At 56.0% G+C, this 21,612-nt stretch carries 16 protein-coding genes; 10 read left to right on the top strand and 6 right to left on the bottom strand.

Going from position 1 to position 21,612, the window contains the following annotated elements:
- Positions 1-88 precede the first annotated feature (88 nt).
- Together BUB55_RS09045 and BUB55_RS09040 are read left to right on the top strand one after the other, a co-directional pair.
- Positions 89-406 (top strand): ArsR/SmtB family transcription factor, encoded by a 318-nt coding sequence (locus tag BUB55_RS09045; protein ID WP_073190192.1) that lies wholly within the window; start codon positions 89-91, stop codon positions 404-406.
- A 2-nt stretch (positions 407-408) separates the two neighbouring features.
- Positions 409-1,767, top strand: a complete 1,359-nt coding sequence (locus BUB55_RS09040) for an SO_0444 family Cu/Zn efflux transporter (protein ID WP_073190145.1) — start codon at positions 409-411, stop codon at positions 1,765-1,767.
- On the opposite strand, the gene BUB55_RS09035 is transcribed toward BUB55_RS09040, so the two are convergent.
- Positions 1,764-2,876, bottom strand: coding sequence for a cation diffusion facilitator family transporter (locus tag BUB55_RS09035; protein WP_143152986.1), 1,113 nt, complete (start codon positions 2,874-2,876; stop codon positions 1,764-1,766). The two genes, BUB55_RS09040 and BUB55_RS09035, sit on opposite strands and share 4 nt — an antisense overlap.
- Positions 2,876-4,711, bottom strand: coding sequence for a glutamine-hydrolyzing GMP synthase (guaA, locus tag BUB55_RS09030; protein ID WP_073190142.1), 1,836 nt, complete (start codon positions 4,709-4,711; stop codon positions 2,876-2,878). The genes BUB55_RS09035 and guaA overlap by 1 nt, the downstream gene beginning before the upstream one ends.
- A 51-nt stretch (positions 4,712-4,762) precedes the next feature.
- Between guaA and BUB55_RS09025 the strand changes: the two genes are divergently transcribed.
- Together BUB55_RS09025 and BUB55_RS09020 are read left to right on the top strand one after the other, a co-directional pair.
- The gene (locus BUB55_RS09025; RefSeq protein ID WP_159431955.1) at positions 4,763-5,638 is read left to right on the top strand and encodes a hypothetical protein; all 876 of its coding nucleotides are present in this window, start codon (positions 4,763-4,765) and stop codon (positions 5,636-5,638) included.
- Positions 5,639-5,650: 12 nt separating this feature from the next.
- Entirely contained in the window at positions 5,651-6,349 is a 699-nt protein-coding gene (locus tag BUB55_RS09020) for a hypothetical protein (RefSeq protein WP_143152985.1), read from the top strand.
- Here the strand turns inward: BUB55_RS09020 and BUB55_RS09015 are convergent, their stop codons facing one another.
- The gene (locus BUB55_RS09015) at positions 6,350-7,846 is read right to left on the bottom strand and encodes a leucyl aminopeptidase family protein (RefSeq protein ID WP_073190137.1); all 1,497 of its coding nucleotides are present in this window, start codon (positions 7,844-7,846) and stop codon (positions 6,350-6,352) included.
- Between the two features lie 63 nt (positions 7,847-7,909).
- Between BUB55_RS09015 and BUB55_RS09010 the strand changes: the two genes are divergently transcribed.
- The 4 genes from BUB55_RS09010 to BUB55_RS08995 are packed head-to-tail and all read left to right on the top strand — an operon-like array spanning position 7,910 to position 12,712.
- The gene (locus tag BUB55_RS09010; protein WP_073190136.1) at positions 7,910-8,962 is read left to right on the top strand and encodes an outer membrane beta-barrel protein; all 1,053 of its coding nucleotides are present in this window, start codon (positions 7,910-7,912) and stop codon (positions 8,960-8,962) included.
- A gap of 3 nt (positions 8,963-8,965) precedes the next feature.
- A complete protein-coding gene (locus tag BUB55_RS09005; protein WP_073190134.1) occupies positions 8,966-9,979 on the top strand; it encodes a calcium/sodium antiporter in 1,014 nt (337 codons plus the stop codon).
- 1 nt (position 9,980) lies between these two features.
- Complete coding sequence (locus BUB55_RS09000) at positions 9,981-11,471, top strand: MBOAT family O-acyltransferase (protein ID WP_073190132.1); 1,491 nt, start codon at positions 9,981-9,983, stop codon at positions 11,469-11,471.
- An 8-nt stretch (positions 11,472-11,479) separates the two neighbouring features.
- Entirely contained in the window at positions 11,480-12,712 is a 1,233-nt protein-coding gene (locus BUB55_RS08995; protein ID WP_073190131.1) for a hypothetical protein, read from the top strand.
- Here the strand turns inward: BUB55_RS08995 and BUB55_RS08990 are convergent.
- Genes BUB55_RS08990 through BUB55_RS08980 form a run of 3 tightly spaced genes read right to left on the bottom strand, consistent with a single transcriptional unit; the run spans position 12,709 to position 18,486 of the window.
- The gene (locus tag BUB55_RS08990) at positions 12,709-13,953 is read right to left on the bottom strand and encodes a nucleoside recognition domain-containing protein (protein ID WP_073190129.1); all 1,245 of its coding nucleotides are present in this window, start codon (positions 13,951-13,953) and stop codon (positions 12,709-12,711) included. The genes BUB55_RS08995 and BUB55_RS08990 overlap by 4 nt on opposite strands.
- A 27-nt stretch (positions 13,954-13,980) precedes the next feature.
- Entirely contained in the window at positions 13,981-14,610 is a 630-nt protein-coding gene (gene yfcE / locus BUB55_RS08985) for a phosphodiesterase (protein ID WP_073190127.1), read from the bottom strand.
- Between the two features lie 9 nt (positions 14,611-14,619).
- Positions 14,620-18,486 (bottom strand): DUF3857 domain-containing protein, encoded by a 3,867-nt coding sequence (locus tag BUB55_RS08980; RefSeq protein WP_073190126.1) that lies wholly within the window; start codon positions 18,484-18,486, stop codon positions 14,620-14,622.
- Between the two features lie 110 nt (positions 18,487-18,596).
- Here BUB55_RS08980 and BUB55_RS08970 point away from each other — a divergent pair, with 110 nt between their 5' ends.
- Positions 18,597-19,760, top strand: a complete 1,164-nt coding sequence (locus tag BUB55_RS08970) for an FISUMP domain-containing protein (protein WP_159431954.1) — start codon at positions 18,597-18,599, stop codon at positions 19,758-19,760.
- A gap of 754 nt (positions 19,761-20,514) precedes the next feature.
- Positions 20,515-21,516, top strand: coding sequence for a type I glyceraldehyde-3-phosphate dehydrogenase (gene gap, locus BUB55_RS08965; protein ID WP_073190120.1), 1,002 nt, complete (start codon positions 20,515-20,517; stop codon positions 21,514-21,516).
- Positions 21,517-21,612 lie beyond the last annotated feature (96 nt).

The raw sequence follows: 21,612 nt of genomic DNA, 5'->3' as shown, positions 1-21,612 counted from the left end.
AGAGGTTTGATTGTTTGTATATATGTAGATATGAACGAATGTTCATATATTAAAAAAGCAATGATTTTTCTTGAAAAAGGGCAGTGCGATGACAAAAAAGACCGAATCCCTCTCTATGGATACGCTTTTTGAACTGGCTGAATTCTTCAAGTTCTTTGGCGATACGACCCGCATCCGCATCATCCAGATTCTTTTGGACGGCGAGATTTCGGTCAACGAAATTGCCGAGAAACTGCAACTTGAACAGTCGGTGGTCAGCCACCAGCTGCGCATTTTGCGCACGGCGAACCTCGTGAAGCCGCGCCGTGTGGGCCGTCAGATTTTCTATTCGCAGGACGACGAGCACATCGGCCTCATTTTCCGCACGGGTCTCTCTCACATTCTGCATAAGAAAGAAGGCGTATAGTTATGGAAATCCTCATGTCTTTTTTGCATTCTTTTGTCATGCTCTTGGCGGAGATGGCTCCATTCTTGCTGCTCGGTTTTTTGCTGGCGGGAATTTTGCACGTGTGGATTCCGCAAAAGCTCTACGTTCCCAAGATTTCCAAACCGACATTCAAGTCGGTCCTTTGGGCTACCATTTTTGGAATCCCGCTCCCAATATGTTCGTGCGGCGTGATCCCCACGGCCATCGCGCTCCACCGCGAGGGGGCTAGCAAGGGGGCGAGCGTTTCGTTCTTGATTTCGACGCCCGCGACCGGTGTGGATTCCATTTTGGCGACATATTCGCTGCTCGGGTTGCCTTTTGCGATTCTGCGCCCGATTGCCGCCTTTGCGACGGCTTTGTTTGGGGGCGTGTTGACGAATTTCGCCTCGCGGAACGAAACCGTAGAGGAGCATGAGCATGAACACGAGCATTGCGAATGCCACGATCATGGGCATGAACACGAGCATTGCGAATGCCACGATCATGACGATGATGACCACGACCATTTTGAATGCCAAGGCGGTTGCGACGGCCACTGCTGCGAAGAACGCGAAATTCCGACGACCTTTGCCGGCAAACTCGCGGAGACCATCCGCTACGGCCTTGTGGACATGGTGGCGAACGTGAGCAAGTGGCTGTTGATCGGCCTTGCGCTTGGTGCCTTGATTTCGGCTTTTGTCCCCAGCGATTTCTTTATGGCGCTCCGCCAGTATCCTATCCTCTGCATGCTGGCGGTACTCATCTTGGCGATGCCCATGTACACCTGCGCTACGGGCTCGATCCCTCTTGCGCTGGCGCTTGTGGCGAAGGGGCTCACTCCGGGGGCCGCCCTCGTTCTCTTGATGGCGGGTCCTGCGACGAGCATCGCTTCGATGCTTGTGGTGGGGAAGGCTTTTGGCAAGCGGACCCTGGTAGCCTACTTGCTGAGCATTGCCGGCGGTGCACTTTTGTTTGGCTGGATCGTCGATTCGTTCATGATGGATACCTTCCTTACCTACATGCTTCCCGACGCAAGCGTCGTCGCTACAGGCCACCATGCCCTGGGCGTATTCGACTACGTGATGGCGGGGCTCTTGGTGGCGTTCATTATTTATTCTAAGTTCCCCAAAAAGAGCAAAATCCAAATGGAGGCTTCTATGTCCAAGACTTTCGTTGTCAAGGGAATGTCTTGCAACCACTGCAAAATGAGCGTAGAAAAGGCCGCTTCCAAGCTGGCCGGCGTCACGGCCGCCGAGGCGAACGTCTCCAAGAACACTCTCACCATCGAGGGCGAGGTCGACGAGGCTGCGCTCAGGGATGCTGTGGAAGACGCCGGTTTTGAGTTCGGTGGATTGGCTTAGATTTCGCTGAAGTCGATGTCGAGGGTCATCTCGAGCGAATAATCGGGGTAGAGGCCCTCGATTTCCTGGCGAATGGCCTCGTAGACTTCGCGACGGTTGCCTGCGTCAAAGCTCACCACTACGTCAAAGCGGATTTTCTTTTTCGCCTCGTTCATGTAGAATCCGTGGACGCCGCGCACATACTGGTGGGCGAGGACGGCTTGGTAAATTTGTTTTTGCATGGCGCTAATTGCTGCGTCCTTCGTGTTTTGCGAGTAGACGCTGATGCCGGAGAGTATCACCTGGTGTTCTGCGTAGACCTTTTCGGTAATGCCGCGGATGAGTTCGTCGATTTCGGCGGCGGTGCAGGTGTCTTGCACCTCGATGTGTACCGAGCCGTTGTAGGTGTCTGGGCCATAGTTGTTGAGCACCAGGTCGTACACGCCTTTCACGCCGTCAAAACTACGGACAGTAGCCTTGATATCGCGGGCGAGTTCCGCATCGACGTGTTCGCCCAAAAGGCGCGAGACGGTGTCGCGGATCATTTCGAAACCCGACTTGATGATGACGAGAGATATGACGGCGCCGAGGTACGCTTCGAGCGAGACGCCGAACACCATGAACACGATGGCAGCCACCAGTGTTGATGTCGAGATGACAGCGTCGAGGCGGGCGTCCTCGCCAGAATTCACAAGCGAGTCGGAATGGACCTTGACGCCCACGCGCTTCACATAAATGCCGAGCCCGATTTTTACGAGCACCGCGACTCCCACAATGACAAGCGCCGGGACGTTGTAATCGGGTGTTTCGGGCGTGATGATTTTTTTGATGGATTCCGTAAGCGACGTGATGCCCGCATATAGCACCAGCAGCGAAATCACGAGGGCGCTCAGGTATTCGATGCGGCCGTAGCCGAACGGGTGCTTTTTATCGGGTTCACGCCCAGCGAGCTTGGTGCCGATGATGGTAATGAGCGATGCCGCCGCGTCGGAGAGGTTGTTCACCGCATCAAGTACGATGGCAATGGAATTGGTCATGAGGCCAATGACGGCCTTGAACCCCGAAAGGAACGCGTTTGCCAAAATCCCCACGACGCTCGTGCGGATGATGGTCTTATCGCGAGATTCCATTACTCCCATTCGATGGTTCCAGGAGGCTTGTGCGTCACGTCGTACCACAGGCTGCCGGCGCCTTCGGCTTCGAACTTGCGCCAGAGTCCTGCGAGCATTCCCTGGTCGATTTCGGCGAAGTTGGCGGTCATGGCTTCGGTGGAGTTCACCGGGCGCATCACGATGCAGGGCTTGTTTGCCGTACGGAGCGGGACGAGTACGACCGGCATCTGCCAAATCTTTTCGTACAAATCGTTTGCCTGCAGGAATTCGGTGCAGATGTTGTCGAACTTGCGGAGCGTATCGAAGTTTTCGCGAGTGGCGTACTGTTCCACAAGCTTCGGGTCTTCATCTGCAACAGAACCAATCTGGTAAATCACGCGGTTGATGGCCTTGAAGCGGTTGGCAAGTTCGGTAGAGAACTTTTCGCAATCCTTCCAGCTAAGGCCCGGTGTGGTGATGAGGAACGGCTGTGCGTAGGTACGGCCGTCGCCCTGCACGCCCACGCTCTTGATGGGGAGCAGGCGGCCAGCGATGTTGTTCGCCTTCAGGTAGTCGGCGAGGGACTGGCCTGATGTGTCGCGAACATCATCGAATTTCACGAGGTCATCGGTGAACTTGCCGTCGCTGCAGAGCAGGCGAACGCCGAGACCCGGACCCGGGAACGGGTGACGCCACACGAGGTTGTGCGGAATGCCCAGTTCTTCGCCGAGGGCGCGGACTTCGTCCTTGTACAGGTCGGCGAGCGGTTCGAGCACGAGTCCCTTTTCCATGAGATCCAAAACTTCTTGCACGCGGTTGTGGTGCGTCTTGATTTTGTCGGCGTTCTTGGTGCCGCCGCTTTCGATGGTGTCGGGGTAGATGGTGCCCTGCGCCATCATCCACTGGTTCGGATCGAGGTTGAGCTTCGCCATTTCCTCGTCCTTCACCGTCAAGAATTCCTTACCGATGATGCCGCGCTTGGTTTCCGGCGCGGTCACGCCCTTGAGCTTTGCGAGGAAGTGTTCGCTTGCATCGCGGATCTTGAGGTTGTTCATGCCTTCCTTCGTGAGGAAGTCCATAATCTTCTGGGATTCGCCGAGGCGCATCATGCCGTTATCCACATGCAGGCCGAGAACCTTTTCCGGTCCGAGCACGCGGTTCAGGAGCACGAATGCAACGGTGGAGTCCACGCCGCCGGACACGAGCAGGAATACCTTGCGGTCCTTGACCTGTTCCTTGATGCGTTCCGTGATGAGCGGCAGGTAGCTCTTCATGTTCCAGGTCTTCTTGGCACCCGTGAAGTCCACGAAGTTTTCGAGCAACTTCATGCCGAACTTGCTGTGGGTGACTTCGGGGTGGAACTGGATGCCGAAAATCTGGCGTTCGGGCTTGTCGCTGTCAAAAGCGACGGCGGCGATTTCGCAGTCCTTGGTGCTGGCCACAATCTTGTAGCCCTCGGGGAGCTTCGTGACCTGGTCGCCGTGGCTCATCCACATGGGGCTGGCCTTCGGGAGTCCCTTCAAAAGCGGGCACTTTTCGTCGCCGACGATGAGGTCGGCAATGCCGTATTCCTTGACCTTGCCCGGTTCCACGTGACCGCCCAACTGCTGGGCGATGAGCTGGTGACCGTAGCAGATGCCGAGTTTCGGCACCGGGAGGTTCAAAATTTCAGGATTGTATTCCGGTGCGTCGGCCGCGTACACGCTGCTGGGGCCGCCACTGTAGATGATGCCCTTCACGCCTTCGAGTTCAGAAACCGGGGCGGCAGGGGAGTGGATCTCGGTAAACACGCCCAAGCGGCGCACGCGGTTAGCAATCAGGTGGGCGTACTGCCCGCCAAAGTCTAAAACGGCAATTGTATCAACGTTCTTCATATAGAAAAAAAATAGAAATAATCTTAAGAGTAATTTATATATATTGCTGGTATGAATCGTTATTCATTGTATTGTTTGTGTGTTTTTTTGATGTTTTGGCTGTGGGGCTGCGGATCATCGGTCGACGTTGAAATGTTGGAGGGTACGTTTACGGCTCCCGTGAACGAGCCTTTTAAGGGGGCGGGTAAAAAGGTCCCCGAAAAGACGTTGCTCTTTGGGGCCTCCGCTTCGTTCAATTACGCCAAGGATCGTGAAATCCAGATGGACGTCAGCAACAAAGGCAAGACCTTTAGCGGGTCGCGACACTACGAGAACGACGCCTATGTGGAAGGGGTGGATTTGGTCATGCCTTCGAGCGATGTGGATTTTTTCTACAAGTTCGAGAGAATGCATTTCTCTGCCACCTTTGATTGGATGTACAAGCACGAGAAAGCCTTGGTCGATTTGTCGATCATTTTGAATCCGTACCCGTTCTTCCGGTTTGCCTATGGTACGAACCGGAGTTTTTGGGAAGCGGGCGTATATGGTGGTTTTGGTGGTCGCAAAGAAAAGGGAACATACTTGTACAACCGTTATTTTGCATCCCATACCGATATGGGTTATACACAACAACCTAGAGTTGATTCCAATCAAGTGGGGCAAGATCGTCAAACGAGGATTTATGCGGACCTGGGAGCTTATGGTTCCATCTATTTTTGGAATCGCCTAGCCTTGACGGCTTCGTTCTTGTCGTATGAACCTTGGGGGGCGGTGGCGGATTTGAATGGGGATAACTTGACGTTCCGGTTCCCGTGGCTTTACAGCCTGTATGGTGGTGCCTCGGTTTGGCTTGGCGACCATGTGAAGGCGTCTGCCGGCCCCATGGTGTTTTTTGGCGGGAAGGATCCCGTTATGGTATTGAACGCCTCCTTGGGCTTTTGGATGTAGGGAGGGAGTGGTATGCGTTTAAAGAAATTCTTTTTGCTCCTGGTACTGGCTTTTGCGTTTAGCGGTTGTACCAATATCCATGACGCAAAAATCGGGGTTGAACTGCCTCAAGAAAAAGGCAGTTACGATATATATGTGGATGGGAAATTTTATGCGTCGGTTATGGGAGGTAATTCTACAGGAGTGGTTGTTCGCGAAGGCAAACATCACTTGCAAGTGATGCGTTTTGGGCAAGTCGTATATGACGATACGGTTTCTGTAGGCAACGAAAATGGCGCGGCCGTCTATACGGGATGGGCGGTTGGGGGAATTCTGGCGTCGGGCATGGTTTTTTTGGGCGGAGTTCTTTGGCCCGTTGCGATTTTCTGGATTCCACCCATTATTGGATCCACGACTCGTGATGTCGATATTCTAGTGAAAGCGGCAGATGCCCCTGCCGATACGTTGATTCTTTACCAAGGCATTCTTGCACGTCCGCAAAAGTTTATGCATAATGTGGCGATGACCAAGGTCAACGATGGTGCCGGAGTGAAGACAATTTTGAAGGGAGCGTGCTACGATACGCAACGCCAAAGGGTCTGGGCAGTGGGCAATGAAAACGAGATGTATTCTTACGCCGTCAAGGAAATCCCCGTTTGCGGGCCGAACTCGAAAGTCATGAACTGCATTGTCGACGAAGAGTTCTGGAAACAGCTCCCTTGCCGTAAGTAATTAAACCGTCTTGTACTCGCCTTCGTTTAGAGCGAGACCGCCAACCATGCGGCGGGCGAGCTCGATGAGCGTCTGTGCGCCAAAACCGGTGGCTCCGTATTCAGTGTACTTCCACTTTTTGGTGACGAACGCTGTACCCGCGATGTCCCAGTGCGCCCAGGCGGTGTTTTCGGGGACGAACTCCTGCAAAAAGAGGGCGGCACTGATGGCGCCGGCGTCGCTGCCAGTGTTCTTGAGGTCGGCGAACTTGTCCTTGAGGGCGTCGGCGTATTCTTCTTCGAGCGGCATGCTCCAGAATTTTTCGCAGCTTGCTTCACCGCAGTTGATTACGGCGCGGGCGAGGTCGTCGTCGTTGCTAAAGAATCCGGCGACGGCGTAACCCAGGGCGCGAACCATCGCTCCGGTGAGGGTTGCGAGGTCAACGATGTGGGTCGCCCCGATGAGGCCTGCTTCGGCGAGCCCGTCGCTGAGCACCAGGCGGCCTTCGGCGTCGGTGTTGTCGACCATAACGGTCTTGCCGTTCTTGGCGGTAAAGATGTCGCCCGGCAGCACGGATTTGTTGCCGATGGCATTCTCGGCGAGGCAGAGTACAGCGCTCACCTTGACGGGCAGCTTGAGCTCGGCAATGGCCTGGATGGCGGCGAGCGCGGTTGCGGCGCCGGTCATGTCGCTGATCATTTCGCCCATGCCTTTGGCTTGCTTGAGGCAGAGACCACCGGTATCAAAGCAGAGTCCCTTGCCGACAATCACCAGGTGGTCCTTGGAGGTGCGGGCACTTTTGCCGGTACCGTTGAAGCTGATTGTCACCATGAACGGCGGGCGGGAACTTCCCTTGCCGACGGTCACGTGGCCCATGAAGCCTTCCTTTTCAAGTTGCTTGATGTCGCGGACCTTGATGGAGAGGCCGGGGGTATACTTAGCGACGGTCTTTGCCCTCTCGACGAAGTCGGCGGGGGTGAGGTCCGCCGCGGGCGTGTTCACCAGGTTCTTGACTAGGGTGACAGCCTTTTGCTCGATGGCGACATCGGCGGCGATTTGCTTGAAACTGGCGGCGCGATCGCCGGCAACGATTTCGAACGTCACCTGGAAGCGATTCTTTTTGTTTGACTTGTACGCGTCGAACTTGTAGTCGGCGTAGTGGAGGCCATGGGCAATCGCCTTGAATTGTTCGTCGGCGGCGTCGGCGAGCATGAGGCTCACGACGGGGATTTGCTTTTGGGCGGCACGGTTCGCGAGCCTGAAGGCTGCCATGCGGAGGTGGTCGAGGCCGCTTATGCCTCGTTCCTTGGCGGCGTCCACAAAGAAGGTGGGCTTGTTGTCGATTTCCAGGAATTCCAGGTCTTCAAACACGCCGTCGCCGACGCCCTTGAGAACGGATTCAACCTGCTTTTCGCCATTTTCACTGAGGACGGCGGAGAACTGCACGGACTGCTTTACGAAAAAGAGGGTGTTGGCGTTTGCCTTGCCCGATTCTTTGGAGACTATATTCAATTTCATAATGCCTTAAATCTAATATTTTTGCTATAATAACTAATGGAAAACTTTAAAATGGAGTGAATCATGAATATCAAAATGAAATCCATTGCTGCTGTATTGACTATGGCCGCGGCTGTGATGGCGCAGGAACCGGCGCCTGCCGCCGCCCCGGCTGCCGCGGAGCCTGCTCCCGCTGCAACTGAACCGGCGCCTGCCGCCGCCCCTGCAGAAACCGCCGCCCCCACAGCAGAGGCCGCCACCCCTGCAGCAGAGGCTGCCGCCCCTGCAGAAGAAGCTGCCGTCCCGGTGGCCGTACGCGATGGCGCCGCCCCGACCCCGGCCCCAGAATCGGCTCCTGTTGCCGCTCCGGCCCCGACCGAGACTAAGACCACCAAGGTGATTTACCAGCCGGTGTACGAGGATCCGAACGCGAACCGCTCCGAGCCTGTGCATGTGGTCTATGTCACTCAAAAGCCGGGAAAGGATTCGGTGAGCTTTGACGAACTTCGCGGTCTTGTTCCCATGAAGCTTTCGTTCGGTATCCAGGGATTCATTGGTTCTTACATCATTAGTGGCGATTACGACGATTCCTACTACCGCGACGAAATCGAAGACTACTCGGGCATGGCCTGGCGCGCAGGCGGCTTTGTGGTGGTTCCGTTGAACGAATACACCGTGGGTTTGAAGATTGGCGTGGCCTACGACCAGAGCATTGCCAAGAATTCGGGTTACGTTTGCAGGGATTATTCCGATTGCGTGAATGCCAAGGTGCGCTTCTCCCAGAGCAAGATCGACATCCCGCTCCTCTTCTCGTTCAAGGGACCGCGTTCTTCGTTCTCGTTTGACATCGGTACCGAACTGGATGTTCCCATCAAGGATGAATTCCGCGTGGATCTTGAAGGCAGCGGCGTGAGCAAGCTCGACATGATTGACAAGGAAAACCGCGAGATGCTGGACTGGAACATTGTGTTTGGCTTTGCCCTGAAGGCGAACCAGTATGTTGGCATGGATTTCCGCTTCAACATGGGCCTCTCGGACATGTACGACGTGAGCCAGAACAGCAACCTCAAGATGTTCAAACTGGATGATCTCTCGTCGGCTTCCTTCATGATTGGTCTTTCTATCTACCCGTTCTAGTTTATGGTCCTTCCTGTTGTAGCCGTTGTTCTTGGCTTGATCATTTTAGTGTGGAGTGCCGACAAGTTTGTGGACGGCGCCGTTGGCGTGGCCAGCTTTTGCGGCATGAGCACCCTTTTGATTGGCATGGTGGTCGTGGGCTTTGGTACCTCGGCTCCAGAGATGGTCGTCTCGGCGATTTCTGCCTTGCAGGGAAATCCGGCGCTCGCCTTGGGCAACGCTTACGGCTCGAACATAGCGAACATCGCTCTCATTTTGGGCGTGACCGCGCTCATCACTCCGGTCATTGTAAAAAAGAGTGCCCTCAAGCGTGACTTGCCGGTGCTCATCGCGATTACCGCCGTGGCGGTGTTACTTGTAGTGGATGGCTCCGTGAGCCGCCTTGACGGCGTGATTCTGCTTTTGCTTTTTGCAGCCGTGATGGTTTTTAACATTTGGAGTGAGCTGCGCGCCAAAAAAAAGGGCGAGTTCCTCGATACCGACATCCTCGAAAACGATCCCGCCGAGAAGGCGCCGCTGGGCAAGTCCCTTTTGTGGCTTTTGCTCGGGCTTTTGCTTTTGGTGGCAAGTTCCCGTGCCCTGGTGTGGGGCGCCGTGGAGATTGCGCAGGCGCTCGGTGTGAGCGATTTGCTCATTGGCCTTACGATTGTGGCCGTGGGGACCTCGCTCCCCGAACTGGCTAGCTCCATTGCCGCGGCACGCAAAGGCGAGGACGACCTTGCCGTGGGCAATATCATTGGCTCGAACCTCTTTAACACACTCGCTGTCGTGGGTATCGCCTCGACGATTTCGCCGATGGAAAAAATCGAATCGATGGTGATTTGCCGCGATTTGCCGGTGATGTCGGCACTTACGGTTTTGCTCTTTGTGTTCTGCCTTCCCATGCGCGGAAGCAAGATTGGTGCCGACGGAAAGCGCATTGGCCGCATCAACCGTATCGAGGGTACCGTATTTCTCGTTGCCTACGTGGGCTATATCGGCGTGCTTATTGCGCAGGCGACCGGAGTCTTGAAGTAGCGTGCTTTTCCATTCCTGGTATTTCATTCTGTTTGCGGTCGCTGTCGTAGGGCTATACTACGCGGTTCCCGTGGGCAGGGAGAATGCCTGGGGCGGTAAGTTCCGCCGTGTACTGATTCTCGGTGCGAGCCTCTACTTTTATGCGGTGTGGCGCCCCGAGTACCTTGCGCTTATCCTTGCGACTATCGGCGTTGACTACACTATGGCGCGCTTTATCGAAAGGTTTGGCCGGAGTGCGGATGGTTCATCCGGCACAAATCCTAAGCGCCGCATTGCACTCGTAGTTTCGCTCTGCTTTGATCTCGGGCTTCTGTTTGCGTTCAAGTACCTGGGATTCTTCGAGGAAACGTGGAACACGCTTGTCGCCCCGTGGATGGGCATGCCGTTGAACCTGCCCAAGTTGCTGCTCCCGATGGGCATTTCTTTCTACACGTTCCAGAGCCTGAGCTACGTGATAGACGTTTATCGCGGGAAGATCCCTGCATGCAGGAACATTGCGAATTACGCGCTGTATGTGACGTTCTTCCCGCAGCTGGTGGCCGGCCCGATCGAGCGTGCCCCGCACCTGATGCCACAACTTGCCCTTGAGCATCGCTTCGATGTTGCTGATTTGCAGACGGGCATGTTCCGCATTATGCAGGGCTTCTTCAAGAAGGCGGTGCTGGCAGACCACCTGGGCGTATTCGTAGATGCGGTGTTCAACCAGGTCGCTGCCGGGTATGCCATGCAAATGTCGCCGCTCGACCTTGCCATTGCGGGCGTGTGTTTCACCTTCCAGATATACTTCGACTTCTCGGGCTACTCGGATATCGCTATCGGCATCGCGCGGATTTTTGGCGTGCGCCTGATGGAAAACTTCAACGCGCCCCTGCTAGCGACAAGCATCTACGACTTCTGGAAGCGCTGGCACATTTCGCTCACGAGCTGGTTCCGCGAATACGTGTACTTTAGCCTCGGCGGTTCGCGCAAGGGGCGTCCGCTTGCGGTAGTGAACGTGCTTATCGTATTTTTCTTGAGCGGGCTGTGGCACGGCGCTGCATGGACTTTTGTGGCGTGGGGCGTGTGTCACGGTGTCGCGTATGTGCTGGAACGCCCGTGGCGAAAACTCCCGGTAAAGCACCCGTGGCTCGGTCGCATCAAGACGTTTGCGCTTGTTGTGCTGTTCTTCACTTTGTTCCGTGCGCCGGATTTCGCATCGTGGGTCAACTACATGGCGGCGCTCTTTAATTTTGGTTCGTTCGGCGATGTGGTGGATGCGTTTCGCAGCGCAATTTGGGGCGGTGTTGCCGTGCCCCGTGCCGTGCTGGTCAGTTGCGCCGTGGGGCTTTCGATTTGGGGCGCACGGGCGCTTATTACCCGTGGAGGTACGCGTGGTGCTGTCGTGGGTGATGAACCCGGTGCGTGGCGTTGGACCTGGAGCCTTGTCTATCTGTTGGCAATCATTTTCCTCGGCCGCTTTAGCGGGCAGGGCTTCATTTACTTCCAGTTCTAGGAGCGACGATGGATACTAAGACTAAAATCGCTCTCTGGTGCGTTCGCGGGCTCGGCCTGCTTTCCATTGCATTGCTCGTGATTTTCTTTAGCGGGGCGTTCCCGCAGTGGTTTACCGGCAGGGGAGACCTCTTCAGGCTCACCTCCGTCAAGCAGTACGAGGAAGTTGTCGACAAGCCGTATCATCCCGACGAAAGCGTGCATACCGCGCCGCTCGATTCGGGTATCGTGTGGTGGCTGGGTGACAGTTTTAGCCGCGTGCAGTTCGGCCACAAGCCTCTGCCCGAGGCGGTTTCGGACAAACTAACTGAAGCGGGCGTGGGTAAGGTTGCTGCGGTGGATTACATCGACCTGCAGGGCTCCCCGAAATCGCTCTTTGCGCTCGCCGCTGCCCGCGCGAAGGAAGGGATGCCCGCTCCGAAAGTCATCGTGGTGGAATGTGTCGAACGCAATGTGTATGCGAACTTCGGTGCGAATGCGGTATTCGATTATGGTGACGTGGCGCCCTGGAACGAGGGCAAGGGTCTTGGTTCGAAAGTCAAGCGCATCCGCCGTCGCGCCTTCCTTGAGGCTCCGGGAACAGTCGACTTCAAGCTGCGCAGGTTCCCGCCGGTGGCCGAAATCCGTGAGTTGACCGATACCTGGCGTTATGCGCTCTACAGGGACAGGCATCCCGATGCGAAGGTCTGGCGTCGCCCCATGATAAAGGCGTATGACGGTACGATACAACCCCTGCCGGCTATGGCGGAGGTTGCGGACCACCTCCTTTATTCTCCGGATTCCGTCGTGGTTGGTGTTGGCCCGGACTTTGCACCGGAAAATGCGGCTCTTATGAAGAACCTCCGGCAACTCGATTCGCTTGCGTGGACTTTCGGCGCGCGCCTACTGTTCGTGATGCCTCCGAACAGGAATTCGCAATGGGACGATGGATTCAATATCCGATATGACGGCTTTTTTGATAGATTCCTCCTAAACGGCATTCAATTTGTCAATCTAGAAGACCATTTTTCCAAAATTCGCTGCAGGAATCTTAACGGAGTCCCGGAAGAGATTTTCTGGAGGACTGATTCACACTGGAACGGAAAAGCGCATGCCGCGGCGAGCGAGGCTATCGCGGAAAAGCTAATACGGATGATTAAGAAACCCGAGCCATTCTTGCCGGAAGATCTTCGGCTTTTGCGTGTGGTTCCTCGCGGGTTCAGAAAATATGTACAGAGTGGTGTCGCCACCTCTCGAGATTAAGTAGGCGGGAAGAACAGGTACGCGATTGCAATTGCCGAGATGATGCCCACGGCATCGGAAATGAGTGCGCAGGTGAGGGCGTGGCGCGTCTTCTTGATGCCCACGGAACCGAAATAAACTGCGATGATGTAGAACGTGGTGTCGGTTGCGCCTTGGAACATGTTGCTGAGGCGCCCGGCAAAGCTGTCTGCACCGAAGGTCTTCATGGCGTCGATCATCATGCCGCGTGCACCGCCTCCGCTCAGGGGCTTCATGAATGCGGTGGGGAGAGCGGGAACTACGTCGTTGCCGATTCCGAAGCAGGCGAGAACCCACGAGATTCCGTTCATGACCAGGTCCATCGCTCCGCTAGAACGGAATACGGCGACACCCACGAGGATGGCGACCAGGTAGGGAATGACCATGACTGCCGTGTGGAAACCATCCTTGGCGCCTTCGACAAAGGCTTCGTAGGCCTGCACCTTCTTGTACACGGCGAGGGCCATGAATGCGACAATCAGGCCGAGTAGCACGATTCCGCTGATGAAGAGGCTCGTGGTGCCGATGGCTTCTGCGGTGAGGTGGCTGAAGTAGACCATGATGGCGATGACGCAGGCCGAAAGCCCGCCAAGCCAGGCGACCGTCACCGGGTCCTTGAGTTTTACTTTTTGGAAAAAGCTGATGGCGATGATGCCCGCGATGGTGCTGAAGAACGTAGAGAGGAGGATTGGGAGGAACACGTCGCTCGGGTTTGCCGCTCCCATTTGGGCACGGTACGTCATGATGCTCACCGGGATGAGCGTAAGGCCGCTCGCGTTGAGCACGAGGAACATAATCTGCGAGTTGCTTGCGACGGTCTTGTCTTCGTTGGGGTTGAGTTCCTGCAGCTGCTTCATCGCCTGCAGGCCCATCGGGGTGGCCGCGTTATCGAGTCCGAGCATGTTCGCGCTGATGTTCATGAGCATCGTGCCCACGACCGGATGGTCTTTCGGAACTTCGGGGAAGAGCCTGCTGAACAGCGGGGAGACGATTTTTGCGAGAATCTGTACGGCTCCCGCCTTTTCGCCAATCTTCATGATGCCGAGCCAGAGGCTGAGTATGCCCGTGAGGCCGAGGGCGATTTCGAACGCGGTTTTCGACATGTCGAACGCGCCCATGATAGTCTTGTTGAAGATTTGGGTGTCGCCGAAGGCGATCCACTGCACCATGCACGCGATAAACGCACCAAAGAAGAAGATGAGCCAAATGATGTTTAAGACCATGGCTTAAATGTTAGTAAAAAGTGGTTGTTAAATCTCGGCTGAAGCGAGCTCGTTGCCGTCGTCGAGCCTGTGGATGCTGAATTTGGCGGGAGAGGCTGCGGTCGCGCTTTCGTAGAGGGCGAAGGTCGGCGGGTTCCCGCCCTTGGGGAGGCTCGTGGAACCCGGATTCACGAGCAATACGCCTTTGAAGTTCTTCTCGCATTTCCAGATGTGCGTGTGCCCGTAGATGTAGGCGTCTATCTTTCTGCCGTTCAGTTCCAGGTCGTTCGGGGCGAGCGTGTGGAGCGCATCTGTCGGGAAGCATTCCGGCATAAAGATGTGCCCGTGGCTCAGGAACAGCGTCGTTTCTGCGGGCGTAGCGCCTGCGCAGTCATCTTTCACGACGGCGAATTCATCCTCGATGGGCATGTCGAGCATCATCAGGTCGACATCTGCATCGCAGTTCCCGCGGACCGCGACGATGCGCTCCTTGTAGGGAGCAAGCGCATCGACGACCCCCATGGGGCCGTGGCCCGCCGGGAGCGGGTTGCGCGGTCCGTGATAGAGCGTATCGCCCAGCAAAAAAATCTTGTCGCAGTTGAATTTCTCGAAAAACGAAAGTGCCTGACGGGCCGCAATCGCGGAACCGTGAATGTCAGATAGAATTAATGCTTTCATTCCTCAAACCTACTTCACCACAATCATCGGGCTGGTTTCGCTCAGCAGGTAGTTCCATTCCTCGCGGATTTTTTCGTATTCGCTTGGGTCGGCGTACAGGGCGAACGTGGTCCATTTGATGCTCGACTCGGCGACATTGCCGTTGCTGCTTGATTTGCCCTTTTCAAAGCTCACGTAGTCGGGCGTGCGCTGGAACTTCTTGGGACCTACGATGCTTACGGTACGACCGCTGGCCGCCTTGACGGTAAGGCTGTAGCTGAACTGCGTCTCGTGCGGCATGCGGATGGGGTGGTGACGCTTGGCGACCTTTGGGAGCTTGAACAGGCTGCGTTCCCACACGTTGGGGAAGCGCCCCTTGAGTTCGGAGCCGCCCTGCCCAAAGTAGCCCTTGGAAGTGTAGGTGGTGATGAGCACGAGCGGTTTGTTGAACTCGCTCAGGTTCTCGATCTTGATGTTGCTGATGCCCACGTCGGGAACGCCGGCGGCCATGAAGTCTTCGAGCAGCTGCTCCTGTTCCTTGGTCTCGCGGCCATAAAAGCGGTTGCGGATGGTGCTTGCGAACTTGCCCTGCAGCGCCACCGAGTCGCGGAACTCGCAGGTGCCGTCGTCTGCAATGTACAGGCGGTGGTCAATGGCGATCTGGTGCTCCTGGTTGTCTTCCAAAATCGGGGTCGTCATCACGCGGCTATTGTCGTCGTCAATGACGAGGGCGACCTTGCCCTCCATGTCGAGCGGCACGGGGCGCTCGTTACCCGTCTTGTCGGTTGCGTCAACCCACATCTCGCTCACCTTATCCTGTTTGGGGATGTAGAGGATCATGTGGTTGAACTGCTGGATGGTGGGGAGGTGCTCGAAGCCTTCCTCGGTGAGGTGGATGGCGGCGAGGTAGCTCTTGACGCCGATGGCCTGCAGCATTTCCTTGAGTAAGAGCGCCATGTCCTTGCAGTCGCCACGACGCTCCTTGAGTGTCACTTCGGCGGTCTGCGGGATAAGGCTATGACCGCCGAAGCGGACATCGCGGTAGCGGATGTCGTGGCGCACAAAGCGCACAATCGCCTTCACGGCCTCGTCGCCCAGGCGGCTCCCGCGCACCTCGAACGCTTTTTCGCGCACGCTCACGGCCTGCTTGAACTGGTGCTTGATCAGGTTCTGGTAATCTTCACCCACGGCGGCCCATTCTTGCTTGCCCGTGAGCATGAGGCCTGCGCCAAAGTCGCGGTACACAGGCATGTAGAGCTCCTTGCGCACCACCACAGGGTTGTCGATTTTCCACTCAACACCGCCCTTGATGTTCTTCTTTTCGAGCGGACCGTATTCTTCGGTGACGAACCTGGTGGTGTCGGCGTAAATGCGGAAGATGCTTTCGCCCACGGGAACGTCCTTGCTGCTCATAAAGTCGGTGTAGGGAATCATGCCCTTGTTCTCGATGTTCGTGCGGCTGAATTGCAAATAAATGAAGTCGCCGGGAGCAAGTTCCTGCAGCGGGAAGTGCGCGGTTTGGCTCTCGTTGCCGCCGCCAATCTCGGTGGCGTAGGTGATGTAGGCGCCCGAGAGGTTCACCTTTTGCTTGAGGTTCCAGTTGCTGTCGTAGACCTCGAGCGCGTTCAGGTAAATGCGGTCGAATCCCGGCAAAAAGTCGAAGGTGAACTCGCGGTAAATTGCCGAGCCGCGTTGGTCCAGCACTTCCATGAGCATCTCTTCGCTGCGGGTCCAGCTAAAGCCCTTGTCGCTTGAGCCCTTGGCCGCTTTGAGCATTTCTTTGTGGTAGTGCACCACCGCGGGGAAGTCTCCCTCCACGCCGGCCTTCTTGGCATCGGGACGCAATAGCGACTTGAGGTCGTGCGTGCGTTCCTCCACCGGGGTGATCGGCTTTTGCAGGGTTTTGTTGTCGGCCTTGCCGAGGAACGCCTTGGTCGCGCTCAAAAAGCTCTTGGCTTCTTCGTTGTCGGCCTTGAGGGCGAGCGCCTTGGTGAGGGATTTTTCGGCGTCTCGGTAGTTGCGGCTGTAAAAGAGGATTTTGCCCTGCATGGTCCACAGCTTGTAATCGTTTTTCTCCTTGGCGAGCGTCTCTTCGCTAATGGCGCGCGCCTCCTCGTAGCGGCCCAAGAACACGAGCGCGTCCGTCAGGGTCTCGCCCAGCTCCTTGCTCATGCCAAAGCGGCCGCGTACGCCGTAAAGCACGTCCACCGCCTCGGCGTACTGGTCCAGCCCCATGTAGGTCTTGGCGAGGTATACGCCCAGTCGGCTGCTCGGCTGCGTGTCGTACAGGCGCTGCACCACCATGAGCGACTGGTGGCGTTGCCCCAGGCCCCACAGGGCGTCCGATAGGTTGATTACGTATTCGGGGTTGTTGGGCGTGTAGCGCAGCGCTCCTTCGGCGCATTCGCGAGCGTGCCCGTAGTCGAACAGCGCCTCGTACATTTCGCCCAATATGCTCAGCAGCTTGCCGTTCTTACGCACAAGTTCCATCTGGCTCGTAAAGTAGCTGATGCCCGGGCCGTAAAGCTCCTTCATTTGGTAAACGAACCCGCAGTTGATCAGGTAGAGCGGTTCCTCGGGGTCCATCTTGTTGGCACGTTCAAAGTAGCTGAGGGCCACCAGTGGCTGGTTCTCGATGAGTCGCAAAATGCCCACCTGGCTCATGATGGCCGCGTTGAACTTGCGCTGTTTTTTGGCGCTCTCGGTGTCGGTGGGCTCGGTGGCGGGCTTTGCACCCACGGCGAGGCCTTCTACCGCGTGGTCCATCACCTTCGCGTATTTCTTTTGGTTGATTCCCTGGGTCCAGGTGGCGATTAGTATACCGCGGCCGTCATCGTAAAAGTAGCGGCCCTTGTAGGTGAAGTCGAACTTGTTCACCGTGTGGGTGAGGGTGAATTCCTGCGCGTAGCGGTCGCCCACCTTCACTCGACGGACTTCCATGCTGGGTTCGTTGGGGTCCACGCCTAGGCGCACCAAAAGCACCTTGAACAGGTCCTGCTGGCTAACTTCCTCGCTCGGCACTATCACGCCGTACACGAACAGCGAGATGTCCTCGGCCTTGTTGCTGAGCACCAGGTCGGGGTCCTCGTTTTGGCGGGCAATCCCCATCCAGTAGTGCCAAAGGGTGTCCTTCACGCTCCAGCTGTAGCCCAACGCGTCGTTTGTGTATTGCTGTACGCGTTCGGGCGAGAGTTCGGGGCCCTGCTCTTGCGGGATTTCCTTGAGCTCGAAGCCTGCGAAAAACGCCTTCCACTCGTCCTTGAGTGCACCCTCGTCCAGAGCCACGTCGGTCGCCGAGAGGCTCAGCGAGTAGACCCGGTTCCCGGCTCCGGTCACAAGTCCCACCGCCTCGTAGGGCGTCTCGTAGCGCTTGCCCGCCACGTCAAAGAACGCGCCCGTGACCCCGAACGCCTCCTCCGGGTAGGTTTCGGCGCGGGTGGCCTTTTTGCCGCTCGCCTCGTAGGTCTGCATTTCCATTTGCGCACGGTCCATGAGCCTTAGCGGTTCGCCCGAGGGGAGTTCCACCTCGACCAGCACTGCCCTGCGACCCGAGGTCGCGTTGTAGAACTCGTAGGGGGCGCCGTCGTCGCCGCCTATCACGCTCCAGCCGCCGTCCGGGATTTTAAAGGAGTAACCGCGCGTGTCGATTTTGCCGCCCTTGATGCTCGCCGACGCGCCCTTTTTGCCGCCCGCCTGTGAGTCTGCTGGGTTGTTGTAGGTGCTGCCGGAACCGTAGTCGTCGTAATAGCCGTCGGAGCCGCTGTCGCTGCCCTCGGGGCCGCTTTCGGTGAGGGGGGCGCCGCTGCCGGCGCACGAGACTAGCGACAAGGCGAAAAACAGTGCGGATAGCGGGGCGCAGGCATTATGAAGGCTGTTCTTGGACACGAAAAAATTCATAAGTGCAAAGATACAAAAACGATTTGGGGATGTTGTTTGTAAATTTAAATTACGGATGAAGCGGATTATATTTAGCTAGATTTTTTATGAAAAAAAGTTTTGGGGGCTTTATGAAGCATTTGGTTTATGTTTTGGCGCTTGCGTTGACGTTACTGTTCGCCGCCTGCGGCGACGACGACAGCAGCAGTTTCGTGAGTCCGGAAAAGGAGACGAGCAGCTCCATTGCCGAGTCATCCTCGGAGCAGGGCAGAGGGAATCCATCCAGTCCTTCCTCCAGCAGTAGCAGCGCCCAATCTTCGTCGAAGAACAGTTCTTCTTCTGCAAAATCCAGCCCGTCCACCGACTCCAAGAGCAGCTCTTCTGTAAAGTCGAGCAGCTCGGGGGCAAGTTCTTCTTCGATGAAGGCCTGTACCGAAGAGGGGCACATGATTCAAAGGACGAATTCGAAGACGAATGAGAGAGACTGGTACGTATGCCAGGATGGTTTTTATGTTCCATATATTGAGTCCAGCTCCTCGTCCGTGCCTACCAGCAGCTATTTCGACATGGACAGCCTTTACAACAGCACAAAGTCCTATGGAGAGTTCAAGGATCCGCGTGACGGGCAAACGTACAAGACTATCGTGGTTCCCTATGGAGAATATTTTGGTGCCGAGTCACTGACGGTTCTGGCGCAGAACCTGAATTATGGAACGCAGGTCAAGTTGGGAACTTTGGAATTTGACGATTCCCGCGTTGAAAAGTTCTGTTACGATGATGATCCGTGGTATTGTGACAACGGGTTCGGTGGGCTGTACAGCTGGAGTGAGGCGATGGGCCTCCCGAAGGCCTGCGACAGCGTGTGGACGGGCACGACTCCTGCTTGCCCGGATTCCTTGTATCCTGGAGTTATATACGATGCTGAATGGGACCGCTACATTTATCAGGGCGTATGCCCCGATGGCTGGCACGTGATGAACCGTAGGGAGTATTTTTCCTTGAAAGGGGAATTTGATAGCGGATATCAATTGCTTTCCAAAATAAGTGAAGGAAGTAATTACCATGGCTTCTCGGCCCTTTATGGTGGTGGGGCTTTTTACGAGGAAGATAGTTTTCATTATGATTTCATTATGAATGCCAAACTCCATAGGGGACTTTTCTGGGTTCCCCATGATAAACAGCCGCTTTTGGGTGGTGCAGTAATTTTAGCAGATGGCTATGTTGAACATGGAATGACGACTGGAGCGTACCCCAAATATGACGGTCTGTCCGTCCGCTGCGTAAAGGATTACTAGTCCCGCATCAAGACGTTCCTGGCGGTTCAAAATAAAGCCCGAGTTTCGTGAAGCCCGAAGGGACTAACAGTCTGATTGAGACCGTTCGCGCTACACTCTGGTTAATATACTCTGGTATGCGCTCACTCTCGCCATCACGCCTCGTTAATACGAGGCGCTTATGGCTCACAGAGGGCTGAGCAGTTACCGCGCTGCACACGTACCTAGCGGTAACATTACATAACGGAGCCCCTCTCGTGATTCTTTGCGGAGAGGAGGCGTTTCGCAAAGCAAACACTTCAACGAAGTGATCGTCGTGAGCCAAAAGCGGCACTGCGCAAGCGTGCCGTGTTGGGGAGAGCGAGTGAGAAACCGGAGGTTCTTAACAAGCCAACGAACGAGCGGTCTGTATGAGCGTGCGAAATGCCACTCGAAGCAAACATATTTCCGTTAGGGACGTTCTTTTCTAGTGGGGACATCCGATGCTGACTTTCGTCAGCATGACGTTCTGCAGGACTGTCCTCTTCGACGAAAAGAAGGAGGACCCCGCCTTCGCGGGGTTGACAGCGGTTAGTTGACAGCGGTCGGGGGCGTTACGGGGGTGCCCCCCGTTAGAGGGGGTAGGCGGCAACGCAGTGCCGCCGAGGGGGAGGCTTCCCCCGTCCTCCGTTGCCGGTTTGCCCGATTTTTTGTATCTTTACGCCCGTCAACGCACCATCCTGCCCCCAAAAGCGGGATGAAGCAATTTCACAATAAAACAAAAAAGGATCCAATAATGGCTCTCAAACTCGGTATCAATGGTTTCGGCCGCATCGGCCGTATGGTCTTCCGCGCTGCTGTGGAAAACTTCTCCAAGGACATTACTGTTGTCGGTATCAACGACCTTCTCGACGTTGACTACCTCGCTTACATGCTGAAGTACGACTCCGTGCACGGCGCTTTCAAGCACGACGTGTCCTTCGAAGGCAACTTCCTCATCGTCGATGGCAACAAGATTCAGGTGTTCGCCGAAAAGGATCCGACCAACATCACTTGGGGTGCCCTCGGTGTTGACGTTGTCGTGGAATCCACTGGCTTCTTCCTGACCGACGAACTCGCCCGCGCCCACATCAAGGCCGGTGCCAAGAAGGTCATCATGTCTGCCCCGTCCAAGGACGCTACTCCGATGTTCGTCTACGGCGTGAACCACACCACCTATGCCGGTCAGGACATCATCTCCAACGCTTCCTGCACCACCAACTGCCTCGCCCCGATGTCCAAGGTCCTCAACGACAAGTTCGGCATCAAGCGTGGCCTCATGACCACCGTCCACGCTGCTACTGCTACGCAGAAGACCGTCGACGGCCCGTCCAAGAAGGACTGGCGCGGTGGCCGCGGCATCCTCGAAAACATCATCCCGTCTTCTACGGGTGCTGCCAAGGCCGTGGGCAAGGTTCTCCCGCAGCTCAACGGTAAGCTCACCGGTATGAGCCTCCGCGTTCCGACCTCCGACGTTTCCTTCGTCGACCTCACTGCCGAACTCGAAAAGCCGGCTACCTACGAAGAAATCTGCAAGGCCATGAAGGAAGCTTCTGAAGGCGAACTCAAGGGCATCCTCGGTTACACCGACGAAGCTCTCGTCTCTACCGACTTCCGCAACGACGCTCGCACTTCCATCTTCGACGTCAAGGCTGGTATCCAGCTCGACCCGACCTTCGTGAAGGTTTGCGCCTGGTACGATAACGAATGGGGCTACAGCAACAAGGTTTGCGAAATGGCCCGCGTCATCACCAAGTAATTTGGTCGCATTGCGAATTTAGAGCGGTTCCCTTTTTGGGGACCGTTCTTTTTTTTGTAGTCACGAAAATTACAGATAAAAGAAAATCCCTTTTCG

It is taken from the genome of Fibrobacter sp. UWP2, assembly GCF_900141705.1.
Lineage (GTDB): Bacteria > Fibrobacterota > Fibrobacteria > Fibrobacterales > Fibrobacteraceae > Fibrobacter.
Note: the sequence above shows the minus strand (reverse complement) of the source record. Positions and strands in the feature narration are given on the sequence as shown.